The sequence below is a fragment of the Kutzneria kofuensis genome (assembly GCF_014203355.1).
Lineage (GTDB): Bacteria > Actinomycetota > Actinomycetes > Mycobacteriales > Pseudonocardiaceae > Kutzneria > Kutzneria kofuensis.
This window is the reverse complement of sequence record NZ_JACHIR010000001.1, coordinates 3,663,396-3,680,524: the sequence shown is the minus strand read 5'-3', so window position 1 is coordinate 3,680,524 and position 17,129 is coordinate 3,663,396. Positions and strand designations below refer to the sequence as shown.

17 protein-coding genes are annotated in these 17,129 nt (G+C 70.7%); 11 read left to right on the top strand and 6 right to left on the bottom strand.

Features of this window, described 5'->3' with window-relative positions; all coding sequences use genetic code 11:
- Positions 1 to 14: 14 nt before the first annotated feature.
- Complete coding sequence (locus BJ998_RS16840) at positions 15 to 1,010, bottom strand: N-acetylglucosamine kinase (protein WP_184862784.1); 996 nt, start codon at positions 1,008 to 1,010, stop codon at positions 15 to 17.
- Positions 1,011 to 1,129: 119 nt separating this feature from the next.
- On the opposite strand from BJ998_RS16840, the gene BJ998_RS16835 reads away from it, so the two are divergent.
- The 9 genes from BJ998_RS16835 to BJ998_RS16795 are packed head-to-tail and all read left to right on the top strand — an operon-like array spanning position 1,130 to position 9,704.
- On the top strand, positions 1,130 to 1,984 hold the full coding sequence (locus BJ998_RS16835) for a fumarylacetoacetate hydrolase family protein (protein WP_184862782.1): 855 nt from the start codon (positions 1,130 to 1,132) through the stop codon (positions 1,982 to 1,984).
- A 1-nt stretch (position 1,985) separates the two neighbouring features.
- On the top strand, positions 1,986 to 3,287 hold the full coding sequence (locus tag BJ998_RS16830) for an enolase C-terminal domain-like protein (RefSeq protein WP_184862780.1): 1,302 nt from the start codon (positions 1,986 to 1,988) through the stop codon (positions 3,285 to 3,287).
- Positions 3,284 to 4,036, top strand: coding sequence for an SDR family NAD(P)-dependent oxidoreductase (locus tag BJ998_RS16825; RefSeq protein ID WP_184862779.1), 753 nt, complete (start codon positions 3,284 to 3,286; stop codon positions 4,034 to 4,036). The genes BJ998_RS16830 and BJ998_RS16825 overlap by 4 nt, the downstream gene beginning before the upstream one ends.
- A gap of 16 nt (positions 4,037 to 4,052) precedes the next feature.
- Positions 4,053 to 5,096 (top strand): sugar ABC transporter substrate-binding protein, encoded by a 1,044-nt coding sequence (locus tag BJ998_RS16820; RefSeq protein WP_184862777.1) that lies wholly within the window; start codon positions 4,053 to 4,055, stop codon positions 5,094 to 5,096.
- Positions 5,096 to 6,592 (top strand): sugar ABC transporter ATP-binding protein, encoded by a 1,497-nt coding sequence (locus BJ998_RS16815; protein ID WP_184862775.1) that lies wholly within the window; start codon positions 5,096 to 5,098, stop codon positions 6,590 to 6,592. The genes BJ998_RS16820 and BJ998_RS16815 overlap by 1 nt, the downstream gene beginning before the upstream one ends.
- Positions 6,585 to 7,589 carry an ABC transporter permease gene (locus tag BJ998_RS16810; RefSeq protein WP_312890156.1) on the top strand — a complete coding sequence of 335 codons (1,005 nt, stop codon included), beginning with the start codon at positions 6,585 to 6,587 and terminating at the stop codon, positions 7,587 to 7,589. Before BJ998_RS16815 ends, BJ998_RS16810 begins: the two co-directional genes overlap by 8 nt.
- Positions 7,589 to 7,900, top strand: a complete 312-nt coding sequence (locus tag BJ998_RS16805; protein WP_184862773.1) for an L-rhamnose mutarotase — start codon at positions 7,589 to 7,591, stop codon at positions 7,898 to 7,900. The genes BJ998_RS16810 and BJ998_RS16805 overlap by 1 nt, the downstream gene beginning before the upstream one ends.
- On the top strand, positions 7,897 to 8,856 hold the full coding sequence (locus tag BJ998_RS16800; protein ID WP_312890155.1) for an aldo/keto reductase: 960 nt from the start codon (positions 7,897 to 7,899) through the stop codon (positions 8,854 to 8,856). Before BJ998_RS16805 ends, BJ998_RS16800 begins: the two co-directional genes overlap by 4 nt.
- Positions 8,853 to 9,704, top strand: a complete 852-nt coding sequence (locus tag BJ998_RS16795) for an amidohydrolase family protein (RefSeq protein WP_184862771.1) — start codon at positions 8,853 to 8,855, stop codon at positions 9,702 to 9,704. The genes BJ998_RS16800 and BJ998_RS16795 overlap by 4 nt, the downstream gene beginning before the upstream one ends.
- Here the strand turns inward: BJ998_RS16795 and BJ998_RS16790 are convergent.
- The gene (locus BJ998_RS16790; protein ID WP_184862769.1) at positions 9,688 to 10,362 is read right to left on the bottom strand and encodes a FadR/GntR family transcriptional regulator; all 675 of its coding nucleotides are present in this window, start codon (positions 10,360 to 10,362) and stop codon (positions 9,688 to 9,690) included. The genes BJ998_RS16795 and BJ998_RS16790 overlap by 17 nt on opposite strands.
- A gap of 223 nt (positions 10,363 to 10,585) precedes the next feature.
- Between BJ998_RS16790 and nagA the strand changes: the two genes are divergently transcribed.
- Positions 10,586 to 11,773, top strand: coding sequence for an N-acetylglucosamine-6-phosphate deacetylase (nagA, locus tag BJ998_RS16785; RefSeq protein ID WP_184862767.1), 1,188 nt, complete (start codon positions 10,586 to 10,588; stop codon positions 11,771 to 11,773).
- 101 nt (positions 11,774 to 11,874) lie between these two features.
- Here nagA and BJ998_RS16780 read toward each other — a convergent pair whose 3' ends face one another.
- The 4 genes from BJ998_RS16780 to BJ998_RS16765 form a co-directional block, all read right to left on the bottom strand.
- On the bottom strand, positions 11,875 to 12,927 hold the full coding sequence (locus tag BJ998_RS16780) for an SIS domain-containing protein (RefSeq protein WP_184862765.1): 1,053 nt from the start codon (positions 12,925 to 12,927) through the stop codon (positions 11,875 to 11,877).
- Positions 12,928 to 13,009: 82 nt separating this feature from the next.
- On the bottom strand, positions 13,010 to 13,834 hold the full coding sequence (locus tag BJ998_RS16775) for a carbohydrate ABC transporter permease (protein ID WP_184862763.1): 825 nt from the start codon (positions 13,832 to 13,834) through the stop codon (positions 13,010 to 13,012).
- 1 nt (position 13,835) lies between these two features.
- Entirely contained in the window at positions 13,836 to 14,831 is a 996-nt protein-coding gene (locus BJ998_RS16770) for a carbohydrate ABC transporter permease (RefSeq protein ID WP_184862761.1), read from the bottom strand.
- Between the two features lie 4 nt (positions 14,832 to 14,835).
- Positions 14,836 to 16,092, bottom strand: coding sequence for an extracellular solute-binding protein (locus BJ998_RS16765; protein WP_184862760.1), 1,257 nt, complete (start codon positions 16,090 to 16,092; stop codon positions 14,836 to 14,838).
- Between the two features lie 268 nt (positions 16,093 to 16,360).
- On the opposite strand from BJ998_RS16765, the gene BJ998_RS16760 reads away from it, so the two are divergent.
- Positions 16,361 to 17,125: a GntR family transcriptional regulator gene (locus BJ998_RS16760; RefSeq protein WP_184862758.1), complete on the top strand. Its 765-nt coding sequence runs from the start codon at positions 16,361 to 16,363 to the stop codon at positions 17,123 to 17,125.
- Positions 17,126 to 17,129 lie beyond the last annotated feature (4 nt).

Below are 17,129 nucleotides of genomic sequence, written 5' to 3'. Positions count from 1 at the left end.
CCCGGACTTAGGACTTACTCGTCTAGTAGTTGGGGCCGTAGCGACAGGGCCGCCGGGCCGAGTAGTTCCAGCGACGCCAGCCACGCCGCCCCGGCGGCTCCGTCCTGGGCCACCGACACCTCGCCGCCGCAGGCCTCCTCCAACGCCGTGCGGAGCCGTTCCCCGAGGACCCCGCCGCTCGCGGCGACGCTGCCGATGACCACGACCGGCGTCCGCTCGCCGGCGGAGCGGGCGTCACGGGCGGTCCGCACCAGCCACTCCACCGCCTCGTCGACGATCTCGCCGGCCAGCGGGTCGTGCGCCTCGGCGGCCGCCGCGACCAGCGGCGCCAGCCGGGCCAGGTGGATCGGCGGCTCGGCGTTCACGGCGGTGATCAGCCGTGACACCACCGAGCGCCGCAGCACCGGATCGCCGCTCACGTCCTGGATCGCCAGCACGCTGGACAGCACGCTCCGCGCCAACACGCCCAGCGCCGCGCCGGTGGCCAGCGTCCGCAGTGTTGCCCGCACGCTCTGCCGGCCGAGCCAGAACGCCGAACCTTCGTCGCCGAGCAGCCAGCCGAAGCCGCCGGCGATCGCCACCTGACGGCGGTTCACGATCCGGGCCGCCGCCGAGCCGGTGCCGGCCACCAGGACCGTGCCGTCGGACGACGCCGTGCCCGCCGCGAAGGCGGCCTCCGCGTCGGTGACGACACGAAGGCCGCATTTGAGGCCGGCTCCGTGCCAGGCGGCGTCGAACAGCGCGGCGACCCGGTCGTCGGCCAGCTTGCTCGCGCCGGCCAAGCCCAGGACGCCGGCACGCACCCGGTCGGCCGGCACGCCCGCGGACGCCAGCGCGGCGGCGATGGATGCCGCCACCTGCTCGGCGGCCACCTCCGGCGGATGCGAGTTCGGGTTCGCCCCGCCGGCTCGGCCGGTGCCCACCCGGCCCCCGCTCAGGTCGGCCACGAGGGCCCGCGTCGTGGTCCCCCCGGCGTCCACGCCGACCAGGTAACCCTCGGTATTCGCCACAGCCACCCCATGGAGTCATCGGATCAGTTAGGTCAATGTTCCCGGCACGAGTCTGGACTTCCCCGGACTCAGCGGATATACATCGGAGGTCTTTTGGTACGAGCGAGGAGGAACCCTCCGTGCAGCTGCTGCGCCTCGGCGCTCCCGGTAGCGAGCGCCCCGCCGTCCGCACCGAGGAGGGCGTCATCCACGACCTCACCCCGGTGACGGCGGACATCGACGGAGCCTTCCTCGGCGGCGACGGCGTGGCCAGGGTCCGAGCGGCCCTCACCGCCGGTGAGCTGCCCGTCATGGACGACACTGGCCTGCGGGTCGGCCCGCCGCTGACCGGCATCGGCAAGATCGTCTGCATCGGGCTGAACTACTCCGACCACGCCGAGGAGACCGGCGCGGCCACGCCCGCGGAGCCGGTGGTGTTCCTCAAGACGCCGGACACCGTGGTCGGCCCGTACGACGAGGTGCTCGTGCCGCGCAGGTCCGTGAAGACGGACTGGGAGGTCGAGCTCGGCGTCGTCATCGGCCGGACGGCCCGCTACCTCGACACCGACGAGGAGGCGCTGGCCTGCGTCGCCGGCTACGTGCTCTCGCACGACGTCTCCGAGCGGGAGTTCCAGACCGAGCGCGGCGGCACCTGGGACAAGGGCAAGAACTGTGAAACTTTCAACCCGCTCGGACCGTACCTGGTGCCCGCCGAGGATGTCGGCGACCCGCAGCGCCTCGGGCTGCGGCTGTGGGTGAACGGCGAGCTGAAGCAGGACTCCTCCACCAAGAACATGATCTTCCCCGTCGCCGAGGTGATCCGCTACCTCAGCCAGTTCATGGTGCTGCGCCCCGGCGACCTGATCAATACCGGCACTCCGGCCGGCGTCGCGCTGGGCCAGCCGGACCCCAAGCCGTACCTGCGCGCGGGCGATGTCGTCGAACTCGAGATCGACGGCCTCGGCAAGCAGCGGCAGACCTTCGGGGCGGCCTGAGATGGCCCGCGTCGTCGCACTCGACGTGCTGGACATCCGGTTCCCCACGTCGCTGGAGCTGGACGGGTCCGACGCGATGAACCCGGACCCGGACTACTCGGCCGCCTACGTAACCCTGCGCACCGACGAGGGACCCGACGGCTACGGCCTGGCCTTCACCATCGGCCGTGGCAACGACGTGCAGGCCGCCGCCATCCGCGCGCTGGCCCCGCACGTGGTCGGCCGGCCGGTGCCGGAGGACGCCGCGGCGCTGGCCGCGCTGTCCGCCGAACTGATCGGCGACTCGCAGCTGCGCTGGCTCGGCCCGGAGAAGGGCGTCGTGCACATGGCGATCGGCGCGGTGGTCAACGCCGCGTGGGACCTCGCCTCGCGCCGCGCCGGCCTGCCGCTGTGGCGTTTCCTGGCCGGCATGACGCCGGAGGAGATCGTCGGGCTGGTCGACTTCCGCTACCTGTCCGACGCGCTGACCCCGGACGAGGCGCTGTCCATCCTGCGCAAGGCCGAGCCGACCCGGGCCGGCCGCATCGCGCAGCTGACCGAGCAGGGCTTCCCGGCGTACACCACGTCACCGGGCTGGCTGGGCTATTCGGACGAGAAGCTGACCCGGCTGGCCAAGCAGGCCATCGCCGAGGGCTTCAACATGATCAAGCTCAAGGTCGGCGGCGACCTCGACGACGACGTGCGGCGGATGAAGCTGGCCCGCGAGGTCGTCGGGGCCGGCGTGCGCGTCGCGGTGGACGCCAACCAGCGGTGGGACACCGACGTGGCGATCCGCTGGATGCGCGAGCTGGCGCCGTACTCGCCGTACTGGATCGAGGAGCCGACCTCGCCGGACGACGTGCTGGCGCACCGGGCGATCGCCGACGCGCTGGCCCCGATCAAGATCGCCACCGGCGAGCACGTGCAGAACCGCGTCGTGTTCAAGCAACTTCTGCAGGCCGGCGCGATCGACGTCGTGCAGATCGACGCCTGCCGGGTCGGCGGCGTCAACGAGAACATCGCGATCCTGTTGCTGGCGGCCAAGTTCGGTGTGCCGGTGTGCCCGCACGCGGGCGGCGTCGGGCTGTGCGAGCTGGTGCGGCACCTGTCCTTCTTCGACTACGCCGCGGTGTCCGCTTCGCTGGACGGCCGGGTCATCGAGTGGGTGGACCACCTGCACGAGCACTTCACGGATCCGGCATCGGTCGTCGGCGGCCGGTACCTCGCGCCGGCCCAGCCGGGCTTCTCCGCACGGTTGCACGAGGAGACGCTGAGCCGGTACGTGTATCCGGACGGTCCCGTGTGGACGGAGGTTGTGGCATGACGGATTTTGCCGGCCTGGCGGCGATCGTCACCGGCGGCGCGTCCGGAATCGGCCGCGCGACGGCGGAACTGCTGGCCGCCCGCGGCGCCCGTGTCGCGGCGTTGGACATCAATCCCGACCAGGTCACCGAGCCGCTGGTCGGAATCCGGTGCGACGTAACGGATGACGCCTCGGTGCGGGCCGCGGTCGCGGACGCCGCCGAGCGCTTCGGCCGGATCGACATCGTGATCAACAACGCCGGCATCGGCGCGCAGGGTGACGTCGCCGCCAACGACGACGCGCAGTGGCACCAGGTGCTGGACGTCAACGTGATCGGCATGGCCCGGGTGAGCCGGGCCGCGCTGCCGTGGCTGCGGCAGTCGCCGTCGGCCGCGATCGTCAACACCTGCTCCATCGCCGCGTGGGCCGGGCTGCCGCAGCGCGCCCTGTACTCCGCCAGCAAGGGCGCGGTGTACGGGCTGACGCTGGCGATGGCCGCTGACCACGTGCGGGAGGGCATCCGGGTCAACGCCGTCGCGCCCGGCACCGTGGACACACCCTGGGTCGGCCGGCTGCTCGACGCGGCGCCCGACCCCGCCGCCGAACGGGCCGCGCTACAGGCGCGCCAGCCGTCCGGGCGGCTCGTTTCCGCTGACGAGGTCGCACATGCGATCTGCTACCTCGCCAGCCCCCTGTCGGGATCGACCGCCGGCACCGTGCTCGCGGTGGACGGCGGCATGTACGGCCTGCGCCTTCGGCCGCCGAGCTAGAACGAAACGAGGAACGATGGACAAGCGCAGCATCCTCACCGTCGCGGTGTGCGTAGCGCTCGCCGGCACGCTGGCCGCCTGCAACAGAGGCGACGCCGCCGGTGGCGGCGACAGCGGCAGCGTCGGGCCGATCGGCGTGGACTTCCCCCGCGCCGACACGGACTTCTGGAACTCGTACAACAAGTACGTGCCGACGATGGCCAAGGACCTTGGCATCAACCTGATGACCCCGACCAACTCGCAGAACGACATCACCAAGCTGGTGTCCAACGTGCAGGCGCTGACCGCGCAGGGGGCCAAGGCCATCGTGATGGCCCCGCAGGACACCGGCGCCATCGCCAGCACCATCACCCAGCTCAACCAGCAGAAGATCCCGGTCGTCACGGTGGACACCCGGCCGGACAAGGGCGGCGCCTACATGGTCGTCCGCGCGGACAACAAGGCGTACGGCGAGAAGGCCTGCAAGTACCTCGGCGAGAAGCTCCAGGGCAAGGGCAAGGTCGTGGAGTTCGAGGGCGACCTGTCCTCGATCAACGGCCGCGACCGCTCTGAGGCGTTCGGCGACTGCATGAAGCAGAACTACCCGGGCATCACCGTGCTCGCCGAGCCGACGAACTGGGAGGGCGCCAAGGCGTCGGCCGCGCTGCAGACCGACCTCACCGCCAACCCGGACATCAACGGCATCTACATGCAGGCCGGCGGCGCGTTCCTGGCCGCGACGCTGCAGCTGCTGAAGTCCACCAACCACCTGATCCCGGCCGGCCAGCCCGGCCACATCACGATCGTCTCCAACGACGGCATCCCGCAGGAGTTCGACGCGATCCGGCAGGGCCAGATCGACGCCACCGTGTCGCAGCCGGCCGACCTGTACGCGAAGTGGGCGCTGTTCTACGCCAAGGCCGCGGTCGAGGGCAAGACGTTCAAGCCGGGCGCGACCGACCACAACAGCACGATCCTGGACGTCGGCGGCGGCCAGCTGGAGGACCAGCTGCCGGCCCCGCTGGTGACCAAGGACAACGTGGACGACAAGAGCCTCTGGGGCAACCAGGTAGCCAAGTGATGAACGCAGTCGAGGCCAGCAACATCACCAAACGGTTCGGGCAGACCGTCGCGCTCGACGATGTGCACATCACCGTCGCCGACGGGGAGACGCACGCGTTGGTCGGACGCAACGGCGCCGGCAAGTCCACCCTGGTCTCCATGCTGACCGGTCTGAGCCGACCGGACAGCGGGGAGATCACGTTCCGCGGTGAGCCGGCGCCGCCGCTGTCCGACCGTCAGGCGTGGCGGACCAAGGTGGCGTGCGTCTACCAGAAGTCCACCATCATCCCGACCCTGACCGTCGCCGAGAACCTGTTCATCAACCGGCAGAATCTCGACGGCGGACCGGTGATCAGCTGGTCCCGACTGCGTCGCACGGCGGGCGACCTGTTGTCCGAGTACGGCGTCGACGTCGATCCCAACGCCGACGCCGCCGACCTCACGGTCGAGCAGCGGCAGCTGGTCGAGATCGCCCGGGCGCTGTCGTTCGGGGCCAAGTTCATCATCCTGGACGAGCCGACCGCGCAGCTGGACGGCCCGGCGATCGAGCGTCTCTTCGAGCGGATGCGCTCGCTGCGGGCCGCCGGCGTGACGTTCCTGTTCATCTCCCACCACCTCCAGGAGATCTTCGAGATCTGCCAGACGGTGACGGTGTTCCGGGACGCCCGGCACATCGTCACCAGTCCGGTGGCCGACCTGTCCAAGGACCAGCTGGTGGAGGCGATGACCGGCGAGGCGGTCGGGCTCGGCTCCGGTTCGGCCCGGCCGGCGGTCGGTGGACAGTCCATTTTGGACGTCAAAGGGCTGGCTCTCGGCAAGCACTTCAGCGGCATCGACCTGTCGATCCGCAAGGGCGAGGTGGTCGGCATCGCCGGCTCGGCCAGCAGCGGCAAGGTCGAGCTCGGCGAGGTCATCGTCGGGCTGCGGGCCGCCGACACCGGAACCGTTGCCGTGCAAGGGAAGCCGTTGAAGCCGGGCAGCGTGCCGGCCGCGCTGGCCGGCGGCGTCGGGTTCGTGCCGGAGGACCGGCACAAGGAGGGCTTCGTGCCCGGCATGAGCATCGCGGAGAACGCGACGTTCCCGATCGCCGCGCGGCTCGGCCGGTTCGGGGCGATCTCCGGCCGGCGGCGGACCGAGGTGGCCGAGAAGATGATCGGCGACCTGGCGATCAAGACGTCCGGGCCGGAGCAGGACGTGGCCGACCTGTCCGGCGGCAACCAGCAGAAGGTCGTGATGGCCCGGGCGCTGTCCAGCGACCCTGAGCTGCTGGTGCTGATGGACCCGACCGCGGGCGTCGACGTGAAGTCCAAGGAGAACCTGCTGGATGCCGTCGACCGGGCCGCTGCCGCCGGCGCGGCGGTGCTGGTGATCTCCGACGAGCTGGACGACCTGCGCCCGTGCGACCGGGTGCTGGTGATGTTCCACGGCTCGGTCGCCGGCGAGTTCCCCGCCGGCTGGACCGACAACGAGCTGGTGAGCGCGATCGAAGGGATCGGGGAGAGCAGTGGTGAGTGACGTGTCCACCCCGGCCGTGGCCGCCCGGCCCCGGCTGCAAGTGGCCAAGCTGCGCGACCTGGCGCTGCTGCCGGCGATCCTGGTGCTGCTGGTGGTCGGCTTCATCGCCAGCCCGATCTTCCTGACCGGCGGCAACCTGCTCAACGTCGTGCAGCAGCAGTCCGAGCTGGGGCTGGTCGTGCTGGGCGAGGCGCTGGTGCTGATCGTCGGCAAGATGGACCTGTCGCTGGAGTCGACGCTGGGCTTCGCGCCCGCGCTGGCCATGGTGTTCGTGCTGCCGAGCTCCGAGCACGGTCTCGGCATCGGGCTGCCGGAGTGGACCGCGCTGCCGGTGTGCCTGCTGGCCGGCGTGATCATCGGCGCCATCAACGCCTTCCTGGTGCTGCGCCTGCAGCTGTCCGGCTTCATCATCACGCTGGGCATGCTGATCACCATTCGCGGCGTGCAGCAGGGCCTCACCGTCGGCCAGTCGCTGTCCAGCCCGAACATGCCGTCGCTGTACTACCTGGGCAGCGCCGACTGGTTCGGCGTGCACGCGTCGATCTGGATCTTCCTGGCCCTGTTCGTGGTGGCCATCGTGTTCGTCGGCTACTTCCGGCACGGCCGCTCGCTGTACGCCATCGGCGGCAACGAGGCCGCGGCCAAGGCCGCCGGCATCCGCACCACCCGCGTCGCCGCCATCGTGCTGATCGTCGCGAGCGTGCTGGCCGCGCTGGCCGGCGCCATGATGGTCGGCCACTACGGCTCGATCACCGCCAACCAGGGCTCCGGCTGGATCTTCAACGCCTTCGCCGCGGCCGTCCTCGGCGGGGTCAGCCTCAACGGCGGCAAGGGCACCCTGTTCGGCGCCATGTGCGGCGTGCTGATGCTCGGCCTGGTGCAGAACATCCTCACGCTGGCGCACGTGAATCCGTACTGGCTCGGCGCGATCAACGGGGCCATCATCATCGGTGCGCTGGTGCTGGCGCGGCTGACGACCGGAAAGGCCCAGGACTAGTGGAGACCGTCGCTCTGCACACCCGGCTCAAGCCGGGGCGGGAGGCCGATTACGAGGCCGTGCACGCCGTGATCCCCGACGAGCTGGACTCCGCGCTGCGGGAGGCCGGCGTCCATTCGTGGCGGATCTGGCGCAGCGGCCGGGACCTGTTCCACCTCGTCGAGGTCGAGGACTACGCCGCCATGCGGGCGTTCCTGGCCGAGCATCCCGCCAACGTGCCGTGGCAGGCCCGGATGGCGGAGTTGCTGGAGGTCCAGGACGACTACTCCGGCTCCGAGCCCGACGTGAAGCTCGTCTGGGCGCTGCCGTGATCTCCGGCCTCGGCTTCGGCGGCGCGCCGATCGCGAACCTCTATGCCGAGGTGTCCGACGAGGACGCCCGCGCGACCGTCGACGCCGCCTGGGACGCCGGCGTGCGGTACTTCGACACCGCTCCGCACTACGGCCTCGGTCTCTCCGAGCGCCGCCTCGGCGCGGCTCTGGTTTCTCGTCCCCGTGACGAGTTCGTCGTCTCCACCAAGGTCGGTCGCGTCCTCGAGCCCCACGACGGCGGCGGTCTCGACGACGCCGGTTTCCTCGTCCCCGCCACCCACCGCCGCGTCTGGGACTTCAGCGCCGACGGCGTTCGACGGTCCCTGGACTCGTCGTTGGAACGCCTCGGCCTCGACCGGGTCGACATCGTCTACCTGCACGACCCCGACAACCACTGGGACCAGGCGGTTCGGGAGGGCCTCCCGGCCCTGCAGTCGTTGAAGGAGCAGGGCGTCATCCGGGCCGTCGGCGTCGGCATGAACCAGTGGCAGATGCCCGAACGCTTCATCCGCGAGGCGTCGCTGGACTACGTCATGCTCGCCGGCCGCTACACCCTGCTGGAACAGGAATCCCTGGCGTCCTTCCTGCCCCTCTGCCAGGAACGGGGCGTCTCCGTCGTCGCCGTAGCGGTGTTCAACTCCGGACTGCTCGCCCGCCCCGAGGTCCCCACCGACGCCACCTACAACTACGCCGCGGCCCCGCCCGAGGTCATCGACCGCGCCCGCCGCATCGCCGACGTCTGCAAGCGCCACGGCGCCGTCCTGCCCCAGGCGGCTCTGCAGTTCCCCTTCGGCCACCCCGCCGTGAAGGCCATTGCCGTCGGCGCCCGGACGCCGGTGGAGATCACCGAGAACGCCTCGCTGCTGGCCGACACGGTGCCGGCGGAGCTGTGGGCGGATCTCAAGGCCGAGGGCCTGCTGGGTCCTGACGTACCGACGCCGGGAGTGGCTTCGTGAGGGTTGACGCGCATCACCACATGTGGGACCTGGCCGTCCGCGAGATGGAGTGGCTGGCGACCCCGGACGTCGCCGACACGCTGAACCGGACGTTCACCCTCGACGACCTCGCGCCGCTGGCCGGCGCGGCCGGCGTCGACGCCAGCGTGCTGGTCCAGACGATCACCATCCCGGAGGAGACGCCGGAGTTCCTCGCCCTGGCCGAGGAGTCGCGCCTGGTGCAGGCGGTGACCGGCTGGACCGACCTGACCGCGCCGGACGTGGCGGACACGCTGGCGGCGCTGAAGGAGGGGCACGGCGGTCGCTGGCTGAAGGGCATCCGCCATCTCGTGCAAGGGGAGTCCGACCCCGAGTGGCTGATCCGCGACGACGTGCTGCGCGGCCTGAAGGCGGTCGGCGAGGCGGGCCTGCTGTACGAGCTGCTGACGTATCCGCACCAGCTGCCGGCGGCGATCCGGGCGGCGGCGGAGCTACCCGGCACGAGTTTCGTGCTTGATCACTGCTCGAAGCCTCCGATCACTACCGGTGAGCTTGAGCCGTGGGAGACCAGGCTGCGCGCGCTGGCGGCGCTGCCCAACGTGACGTGCAAGCTGTCGGGCCTGGTCACGGAGGCGAGCAAGGACTGGACGGTGGCCGACCTGCGGCCGTACGTCGAGGTCGTGCTGGACGCCTTCGGCCCGGACCGGCTGATGTTCGGCTCGGACTGGCCGGTCTGCCTGCTGCGCGCCACCTACGCCGAGGTCGTCGAGGCCGCGGAGGAGCTGGTCGAGGGGCTGTCCGAGGCCGAGCGGGCCGCCGTGTTCGGCGGCACCGCGGCCCGCGTCTACGGGATCACGCCAGGTCTTTGAGCCACTGCTCGACCCCGGCCACGTGCACGGTCGACCACGACCGGGCCAGGTCGGGCTGGCGCGCGGCCAGCGCGTCGACGATCGCCCGGTGCTCGGCGACGGTGCGGTCGACGGCGCTGGCCTGCGTGATGCCCCGCCAGATGCGCACCCGCACGGTCGGCCCGGCCAGCGTGTCCAGCAGCTGCGCCAGGTAGGCGTTGCCGGAGGCCTGCACCACGCGGCGGTGGAACTCCAGGTCGTGCTCGACCAGTTCCTCGACCGATTCGGCGGCGGCCGCGGCGTCGCACAGCTCACGCAGCGCCGAGACCTCCTGGTCGTCGATGCGCTGCGCGGCCATCGCGGCGGCGGCCGGCTCCAGGATGCGGCGGACCTCCAGCACCTCCAGCACGGAGTCCTCGCCGCGGTGCAGGTCCAGCACGAACGACAGCGCGCCGAGCAGGTCGTCGGCCCGCAGGCTGGACACGTACGTGCCGTCGCCCTGACGCACGTCCAACACCCTGACCAGCGACAACGCCTTCACGGCCTCGCGTAGCGAGTTCCGCGACAGGCCGAGGCGCTCGGCCAGGTCCGCCTCCCGGGGCAGCCGGTCGCCCGGCTTGAGCTCCCCGGAGACGATCATCTCCTTCACGCGCAGGATCGCGTCGTCGGTGACTGCCACGACCGCCTCGAATCGTCTCGCCAGACCTCGGATGTTTCGGACCACAGTATGCGTCATGCCGGGTCGAATCGTGATCGTCGGGATCGCGCCGGGCTGCGGCCATCCGCCGATCGGAGTATCGTGTCAGAAACTGACCAGAATTAATATCATCTGGTGGACAATTGACTGGACGTTGGTCGCCACTGCCCGTACCGTCTAATGGTCTGGACCAATGGAGGGCAATTTGGACGCCGTAGTCGCAGCGCCACGAGCACTCGTCGGCGGGGCCATGACCGGCCCGGTCGCGGTGCGGATCCGGGGCGGCCGTTTTGTCGACGTCACCGAGGGACACGCCGACGCGACCGAGGTGCTGACCACCGGGCTGCTCACCGCCGGCCTGGTGGACGTCCAGATCAACGGTGCCTTCGGCGTCGACTTCGCCGACGTGGACGCCGCCGCGATGCGCACCGTCGCGGAGTCGCTGCCGTCCACCGGCGTCACCCGGTTCCTGCCCACGCTGATCACGGCGCCGGTGGCGACCGTGCTGCGCCAGGCCCACGCGGTCGTCGCCGCCTCGACCGCGCTGCCGTCCGCCGGCGTGGCCCGGCCGCTCGGCCTGCACCTGGAGGGGCCGTTCCTGTCCCCGGTGCGGCACGGTGTGCACGACGCCGGGCTGATGGTGACGCCCGAGCCCGCGAACCTCGACCAGTTGCTCGCCGACGAGACCGTCGCCGCCGCGCTGCGTGTCGTCACCATGGCGCCCGAGCTGCCCGGCGGCATGGACGCCGTGCGCCGGCTCGTCGCCGCCGGCGTGGTGGTGTCGGTCGGCCACAGCAACGCCACCGCCGAGCAGACCGTCGAGGCCGCCGACGCCGGCGCCTCGATGGTGACGCACCTGTTCAACGCGCAGAGCCCGTTGACGCACCGGGAACCCGGCGTCCCCGGCATCGCCCTGACCGACCAGCGCTTCACCCTCGGTCTCATCGCCGACCTCGCGCACGTCGTCGGCCCCATCTGCAAGCTCGTGTTCGCCGCCGCCGGCCCCCGCGTCGCCCTCGTCACCGACGCCGTCGCCGCCGCCGGCATGCCGCCCGGCCGGTACCGTCTCGGCGGCGCCGACGTCCTGCTCACCGAGGCCGGCGTGCCGCGTTCGCCCGACGGCACCATCGCCGGCAGCGCGCTGACTCTGGATCGCGCCGTCCGCAACATCGTCTCCCTTGGAGTGTCCGAACGGGACGCTCTCATCGCCGCCACCCGCACTCCCGCCGACGTCATCGGCGAGAAGTGGCTCGGTCGCATCGCCCCCGGCGCCGTGGCCGACCTGGTGTGGTGGGACGACGACCTCCGCCCCCGCAAGGTCTGGGTCGACGGCGAGGTCGTCTTCGACGCCGAGATCGACGACTACGCCGAACTAGCCACCGCCGGCACCTGAACCCCCGCGAGTCACGCTCTGGGACCCACCGAATGTAGGTCTCAGGCAGAGCTGCCTGAGACCTACATTCGGGGTGCCTGAGAGCGTGACTCGCCTTGTGCTCAGCGGGTCTTGGTCACCTTGTTGAGGCCGCGGGGGCTGTCGGGGTCGCCGCCGCGAGCCAGCGACAGGCCCAGGGCGAGGCGCTGGATGGGGAGGACCTCCAGCACGGGGGCGACCTCCTCGGCGGTCTCGGCGACGGGGATCCGCAGTGCCGCCGACACACGGGAGGCGGCGGAGCCCACGGCGAAGACGTCGGCGCCACGCGAGTGGATGACGTCGAGAACCTCGCTCATGGCCGCGCCGCCCTTGCCGGCGCTGGTGACGGCCAGCACGCCGGTCTCGGCGTCGACGGCGGCGACGGGACCGTGCAGCAGGTCGGCGCCGCTGTAGGAACGAGCCGACAGGTAGCTGGTCTCGGCCAGCTTGAGGGCGGCCTCGGCGGCGGTGGCCGACGAGTAGCCCCGACCGGTGGTGAGCACCCGGTCGACGAACCGGAACCGCTGCACGGCCTCCTGCACGGCGGCGGCGGACTCGTCCAGGGTCTGCTGGGCCAGCTCGCCCAGCGCCGCGGCGTGTTCGCCGGAGCCGCCGCGGACGGCGTCGATGAGCAGGTAGAGGGCCAACAGGGTGGCCGAGTACGTCTTGGTGGCGGCGACGGCCAGCTCGGGACCGGCGCCGACGTCGACGGACAGCTCGGCGGCGTTGTTGAGCGGCGAGTCGGGCGTGTTCGTGACGGCGACGGTGAGGGCGCCGCGGGCCCGGGCCGACTCGGTGACCTCCAGCAGGTCGGGGGAGCCACCGCTCTGGCTGACGGAGATCAGCAGCACGTCGGTGAGGTCGGGCTGGGCGCCGTACAAGGTGGTCGTGGACGGCGACACCAGCCCGGCGGGCAGCTGCAGCAGCACCTCGATGAGGTACTTGGCGTACAGCGCGGCGTGGTCGCTGGAACCGCGCGCGGCCAGCAGGGCGAACCGGGGTCGCCGCGCGGACACCTGCGCCGCGATCTCCGCGATCTCGCCGCGCCGCGCGACGAGGTCCGCGAAGATCTTGGGTTGCGAGGCGACCTCGGCACTCATGTGCTGCCCGGCCGAAGGCTCGGTCTGGCGGGTCATCGTGCTCCTCAATCTCTGGGTCCTGTGGCGGCGGTCCCAGGTCCGACGTGCTCCTGACGGTAGTCCATCGACGGTCCTGGGCTCAGCCCTTGACCGCGCCGGCCGTCACCCCCGACACGAGGTTGCGCTGCACGACCAGGAAGAAGATCAGCACCGGCACGGTGAACACCGTCGACGCTGCCATCGCGCCGCCCCAGTCCACGCCGAACACCGAGACGAAGCTGGACAGCCACACCGGCAGCGTGACGTTGCTGGTGTCCTGCAGGAACGTCAGCGCGTACAGGAACTCGTTCCACGCGGTGACGAAGCTGAACACCGAGGTGGCGACCAGGCCGGGGCCCAGCAACGGCAGCGTGACCCGGCGGAACGCCGCCCACCGGCCGCAGCCGTCGACCATGGCGGCCTCTTCCAGGTCCACCGGGATGCCCTTGACGAAGCCGCGCAGCGTCCACGCGGTGAACGGCAGGGCGGCCGCGAAGTAGACCAGGATCAGGCCGGGCAGGACGTTGAGCAGGTCGAACGAGCGGATCATCAGGAACATCGGGATGAGCAGCGCCTCGAACGGCGCCATCTGCGCCACCAGCACCAGCAGCAGGAAGCCCTTGCGTCCACGGAACTTCAACCGGGCCAGCGGCACCGCCGCGAGCAGGCCGGCCACGAGCGCGAAGGCCACCGCGACCAGCGCGACGATCAGGCTGTTCTCCAGCGAGTTCAGGAAGCCCTTCTTGCTGACGCCGTCGATGAAGTGCTGGAACGTGACCCCGAGCGGGACCAGGTCGTAGTCGTCGGACAGCAGCTGGTTGGCGGGCTTGAGCGCGGTGGTGACCATCCAGTAGATCGGGAACGCGAAGACGGCCGCGACCAGCAGGCCGACCACCGACGCCAGTCGCTTCTTGGTCCGCCCCATGTCAGTCCACCTCCTCGGTGCGCAGCATCAGCCGCAGGTTCTGGGCGGTGAGCACGACGAGCGCCAGGATCATGATCACGCTCACCGCGGCGGCCGCGCCGAAGTGACTGGTGGCGATGCCCTTGAGGTACTGCAGCGTGGGCAGCGTCTGGCTGCCGCCGTCGGGGCCGCCCTGGCGGATGGCCCACACCTGGGTGAACACCTTGAAGTCCCACAGCAGGGACAGGAACGTCACCACGTTGACCAGCGGCCGCAGCGCGGTCCAGGTGACCGAGCGGAAGGTCTGCCAGTTGGACGCGCCGTCCAGGCCCGCTGCCTCGTACAGGTCCGCCGGCACTCCCAGCACGCCGGCGTACAGGGTGAAGGCCACGAACGGGATGCCCTGCCAGGTGATCAGGATGACGATCACCGTCATCGTGCTCAGTCCGGTCTGGAACCACGAGTAGTGGTGGAAGCCGGTGAAACCCAGCTCGACCAGCGTCTTGTTCAGGATCCCGTAGTTCTGGTCGAACATCCACTGGAACACGGTGGTCGCGGCCAGGATCGGCATCGCCCACGCCAGCACCAGGGCCAGCTGCAGCACCACCCGCACCCAGCCGTGCACGTGCTTCATCAGCAGCGCCACGAGCAGGCCGCCGCCGACGGTGCAGATCACGCAGGCCGCGGTGAACAGCACGGTGCGCAGGGTGATCTGCCAGAACTGCGGGTCGGTCAGGATGACCCGGTAGTTGTCCAGGCCGTTCCAGACGATCTTGCCCTGAAACAGCTCGCCCAGGTCGAGCTTGCGGAAGCTGGTCAGGACCACGGACACCACCGGCCAGCCGAGCATCACCAGGATGGTCGCGGTCGCCGGCAGCAGGAGCAGGTACGGCAGCGCGCGCTGGCTGAACAGCCGGCGCACGAACGTGCCGATGCCCGACTCACCGTCCGAGACAGTGGAACGCGGTGCCGGCGGGGTGGTCCCCGCCGGCACCGCGGCCTTCGTCGTCACCGACACCAGATCAGCTCGCGCTGCCGAGCGTCTTGGTGATCGCGGCGTCGGCGTCGGAGACCGCCTGGTCCAGGCTCTTCTGACCGGTCAGGTACGCGGTCAGCGCGGCCTTGATCGGGTTGTCGGCCTCGACCGCGGCCCACTTCGGGGTGACCGGGGTGCCCTTGCCGTTCTTGGCGCCCGCCGCCATCGCCTTGCCGGTGGTGGTGCTGTCCAGCGCGCTGGTGTCGGTCGAGGTGCCCGGCACGACGCCGTTGGCGGCCAGCTGCGACTGGTACTTGGCGCTGGTCTCCAGCTTCAGCCAGTCCTTGGCCAGGTCGGCGTTCTTGGTGTTGCCCGGGATGGCCAGGTCGGAGCCGCCCAGGAAGACCGGCGCGGTCTGGCCCGCGGTCTTGGACGGGATCGGGAAGGCGCCGAACTTGCCCTTCAGGGCCGGGTTGGCCTTCTCCACCGCGGCCAGCTCGTAGCCGAAGCCGATGAAGCTGGCGGTGTTGCCCTTGGCGACCACGTCGGACTGCTGCGGGGTGGCCTCGTCGGCGTCCTTGGGCGCGGACGTGCCGGAGGTGTCCACGAGCTTCTTGTAGAAGTCGAAGGCCGCCTTGCCGGCGGCGGAGTTGATCGCCGACTTCCAGGTGTCGCCGCTGCTGGTGGCCAGCTCACCGCCCTGGTCCCAGAGGAAGGACAGCCACACGTACCAGTCCTGGCCCGGCAGGTAGAGCGGGTCGACGCCCTGCACACCCTTGAGCTTGGTCAGGTCGGCCAGCCACTCGTCGTTCGAGGTGGGCGGCGCGGTGATGCCGGCCTGCTGGAACAGGTCGGTGCGGTAGATGACGACGCGGTTGGCGGCGTAGAACGGAATGCCGTACTGCTTGCCGCCCCACGCGCCCTCGTCCTTGAGCGCCGACAGCCACTGGCTGCCGTTCAGGTCGTTGGTGGCGTCGCTGACGTCGAGCAGGGTGCCCTGCGAGCTGTACTGCGCGACCTGGGTGTTGCCCAGCTCGATGACGTCCGGGCCGCCGCTGGTCAGCGCCGTGGTCAGCTTCTGCCCGATGCCGTTCCACTGCTGGACCTCGTACTTGACCTTGACGCCCGGATGCGCGGCCTCGAAGTCCTTGTTGATCGCCGCGACGGTGGCGTCCGGAGCGGAGCCGCTCATCAGCCAGACCGTCAGGGTCTTGTCGCCGCCACTGCCACTGCTGGAACCACCGCCGCCGCAACCGGCTGCGACCATCGACACCGCCGCGACGCCCACCGCCGCCACGATCATCTTTCTACGCAGCCCACTCTGAGGGAGCACAGTCTCCGCCCTTCCACCCCGGCTCACCTGCCGGACGAGCTTGTCTGGTCCTATCTGGTGCAGACCAATTTGGTGTAGACCAATGAGGAAAAAGGGTGTGCCGTGCCACACTCGATGTCAAGGTCGTTGCGAGACCGTTGCAAAGTCATCCGACGAATGACCGGGGGTGTGATCGCGCAGCCAGCGGTTGACAAGGCATCCTGTTCGCTGGGGAGTGGGCGGAGCTTAGGAGGAGGCCATGCTCGAAACCTCGCCGGCCGGCGGCAACGACGCCGGGTTGCGATCGCGTGCGCAGCGTGAGCCCAAGTACTGGGGGCTCAAGCGGCATCTGCTCGACCTCCTGCGGTCCATGCCGCCGGGGTCGCCGATACCGACGGAACGCTCGCTCGCGGCGGACTTCGACGTCTCACGCACCACCGTTCGGCAAGCGCTTGCCGAGCTGACCGTCGAGGGCCGGCTGCTGCGCGTGCAGGGCAAGGGAACGTTCGCCGCCGAACCCAAGGTGGCGCAGCGGTTGCAGCTCAGCTCGTACACAGAGGACATGCGGGCGCAGGGCCGGCAGCCCTCGTCCCGGCTGCTGGAGGCCTCCGAGGACGCGGCCGACGCGGAGCTGGCCCGCTACCTCGGCGTGCGCGCCGGTGCGAAGGTGCTGCGGCTGCACCGGCTGCGGCTGGCCGACGGCGAGCCGATGGCGCTGGAGACCACGCACCTGGCGCTGGGCCGCTTCCGCGGCCTGCGGCGGTACGTCAGCTCCGGCGGCTCGCTCTACCAGGTGCTGCGCGAGCGGTTCGGGGTGGAGATGGGCCACGCCGAGGAGACCATCGAGACCGCGCTGGCCACGCCCGAGGAGGCGGAGCTGCTCGGCGCCGACATCGGCCTGCCGATGCTGCTGCTGTCCCGGCACTCGTTCGACACCGAGGGCAACCCGGTGGAGTGGGTGCGCTCGGTCTACCGCGGCGACCGGTACAAGTTCGTGGCCACGCTGAACCGGCCGCACGACTGACCGG

What these genes read in the sequence shown, in the direction of transcription:
- BJ998_RS16760 (WP_184862758.1), top strand. Translation starts at nt 16,361, where the DNA reads ATGCTCGAAACCTCGCCGGCCGGCGGCAACGACGCCGGGTTGCGATCG.
- BJ998_RS16830 (WP_184862780.1), top strand. Translation starts at nt 1,986, where the DNA reads ATGGCCCGCGTCGTCGCACTCGACGTGCTGGACATCCGGTTCCCCACG.
- BJ998_RS16820 (WP_184862777.1), top strand. Translation starts at nt 4,053, where the DNA reads ATGGACAAGCGCAGCATCCTCACCGTCGCGGTGTGCGTAGCGCTCGCC.
- BJ998_RS16825 (WP_184862779.1), top strand. Translation starts at nt 3,284, where the DNA reads ATGACGGATTTTGCCGGCCTGGCGGCGATCGTCACCGGCGGCGCGTCC.
- BJ998_RS16775 (WP_184862763.1), bottom strand. Translation starts at nt 13,834, where the DNA reads ATGGGGCGGACCAAGAAGCGACTGGCGTCGGTGGTCGGCCTGCTGGTC.
- BJ998_RS16815 (WP_184862775.1), top strand. Translation starts at nt 5,096, where the DNA reads ATGAACGCAGTCGAGGCCAGCAACATCACCAAACGGTTCGGGCAGACC.
- BJ998_RS16780 (WP_184862765.1), bottom strand. Translation starts at nt 12,927, where the DNA reads ATGACCCGCCAGACCGAGCCTTCGGCCGGGCAGCACATGAGTGCCGAG.
- BJ998_RS16765 (WP_184862760.1), bottom strand. Translation starts at nt 16,092, where the DNA reads ATGATCGTGGCGGCGGTGGGCGTCGCGGCGGTGTCGATGGTCGCAGCC.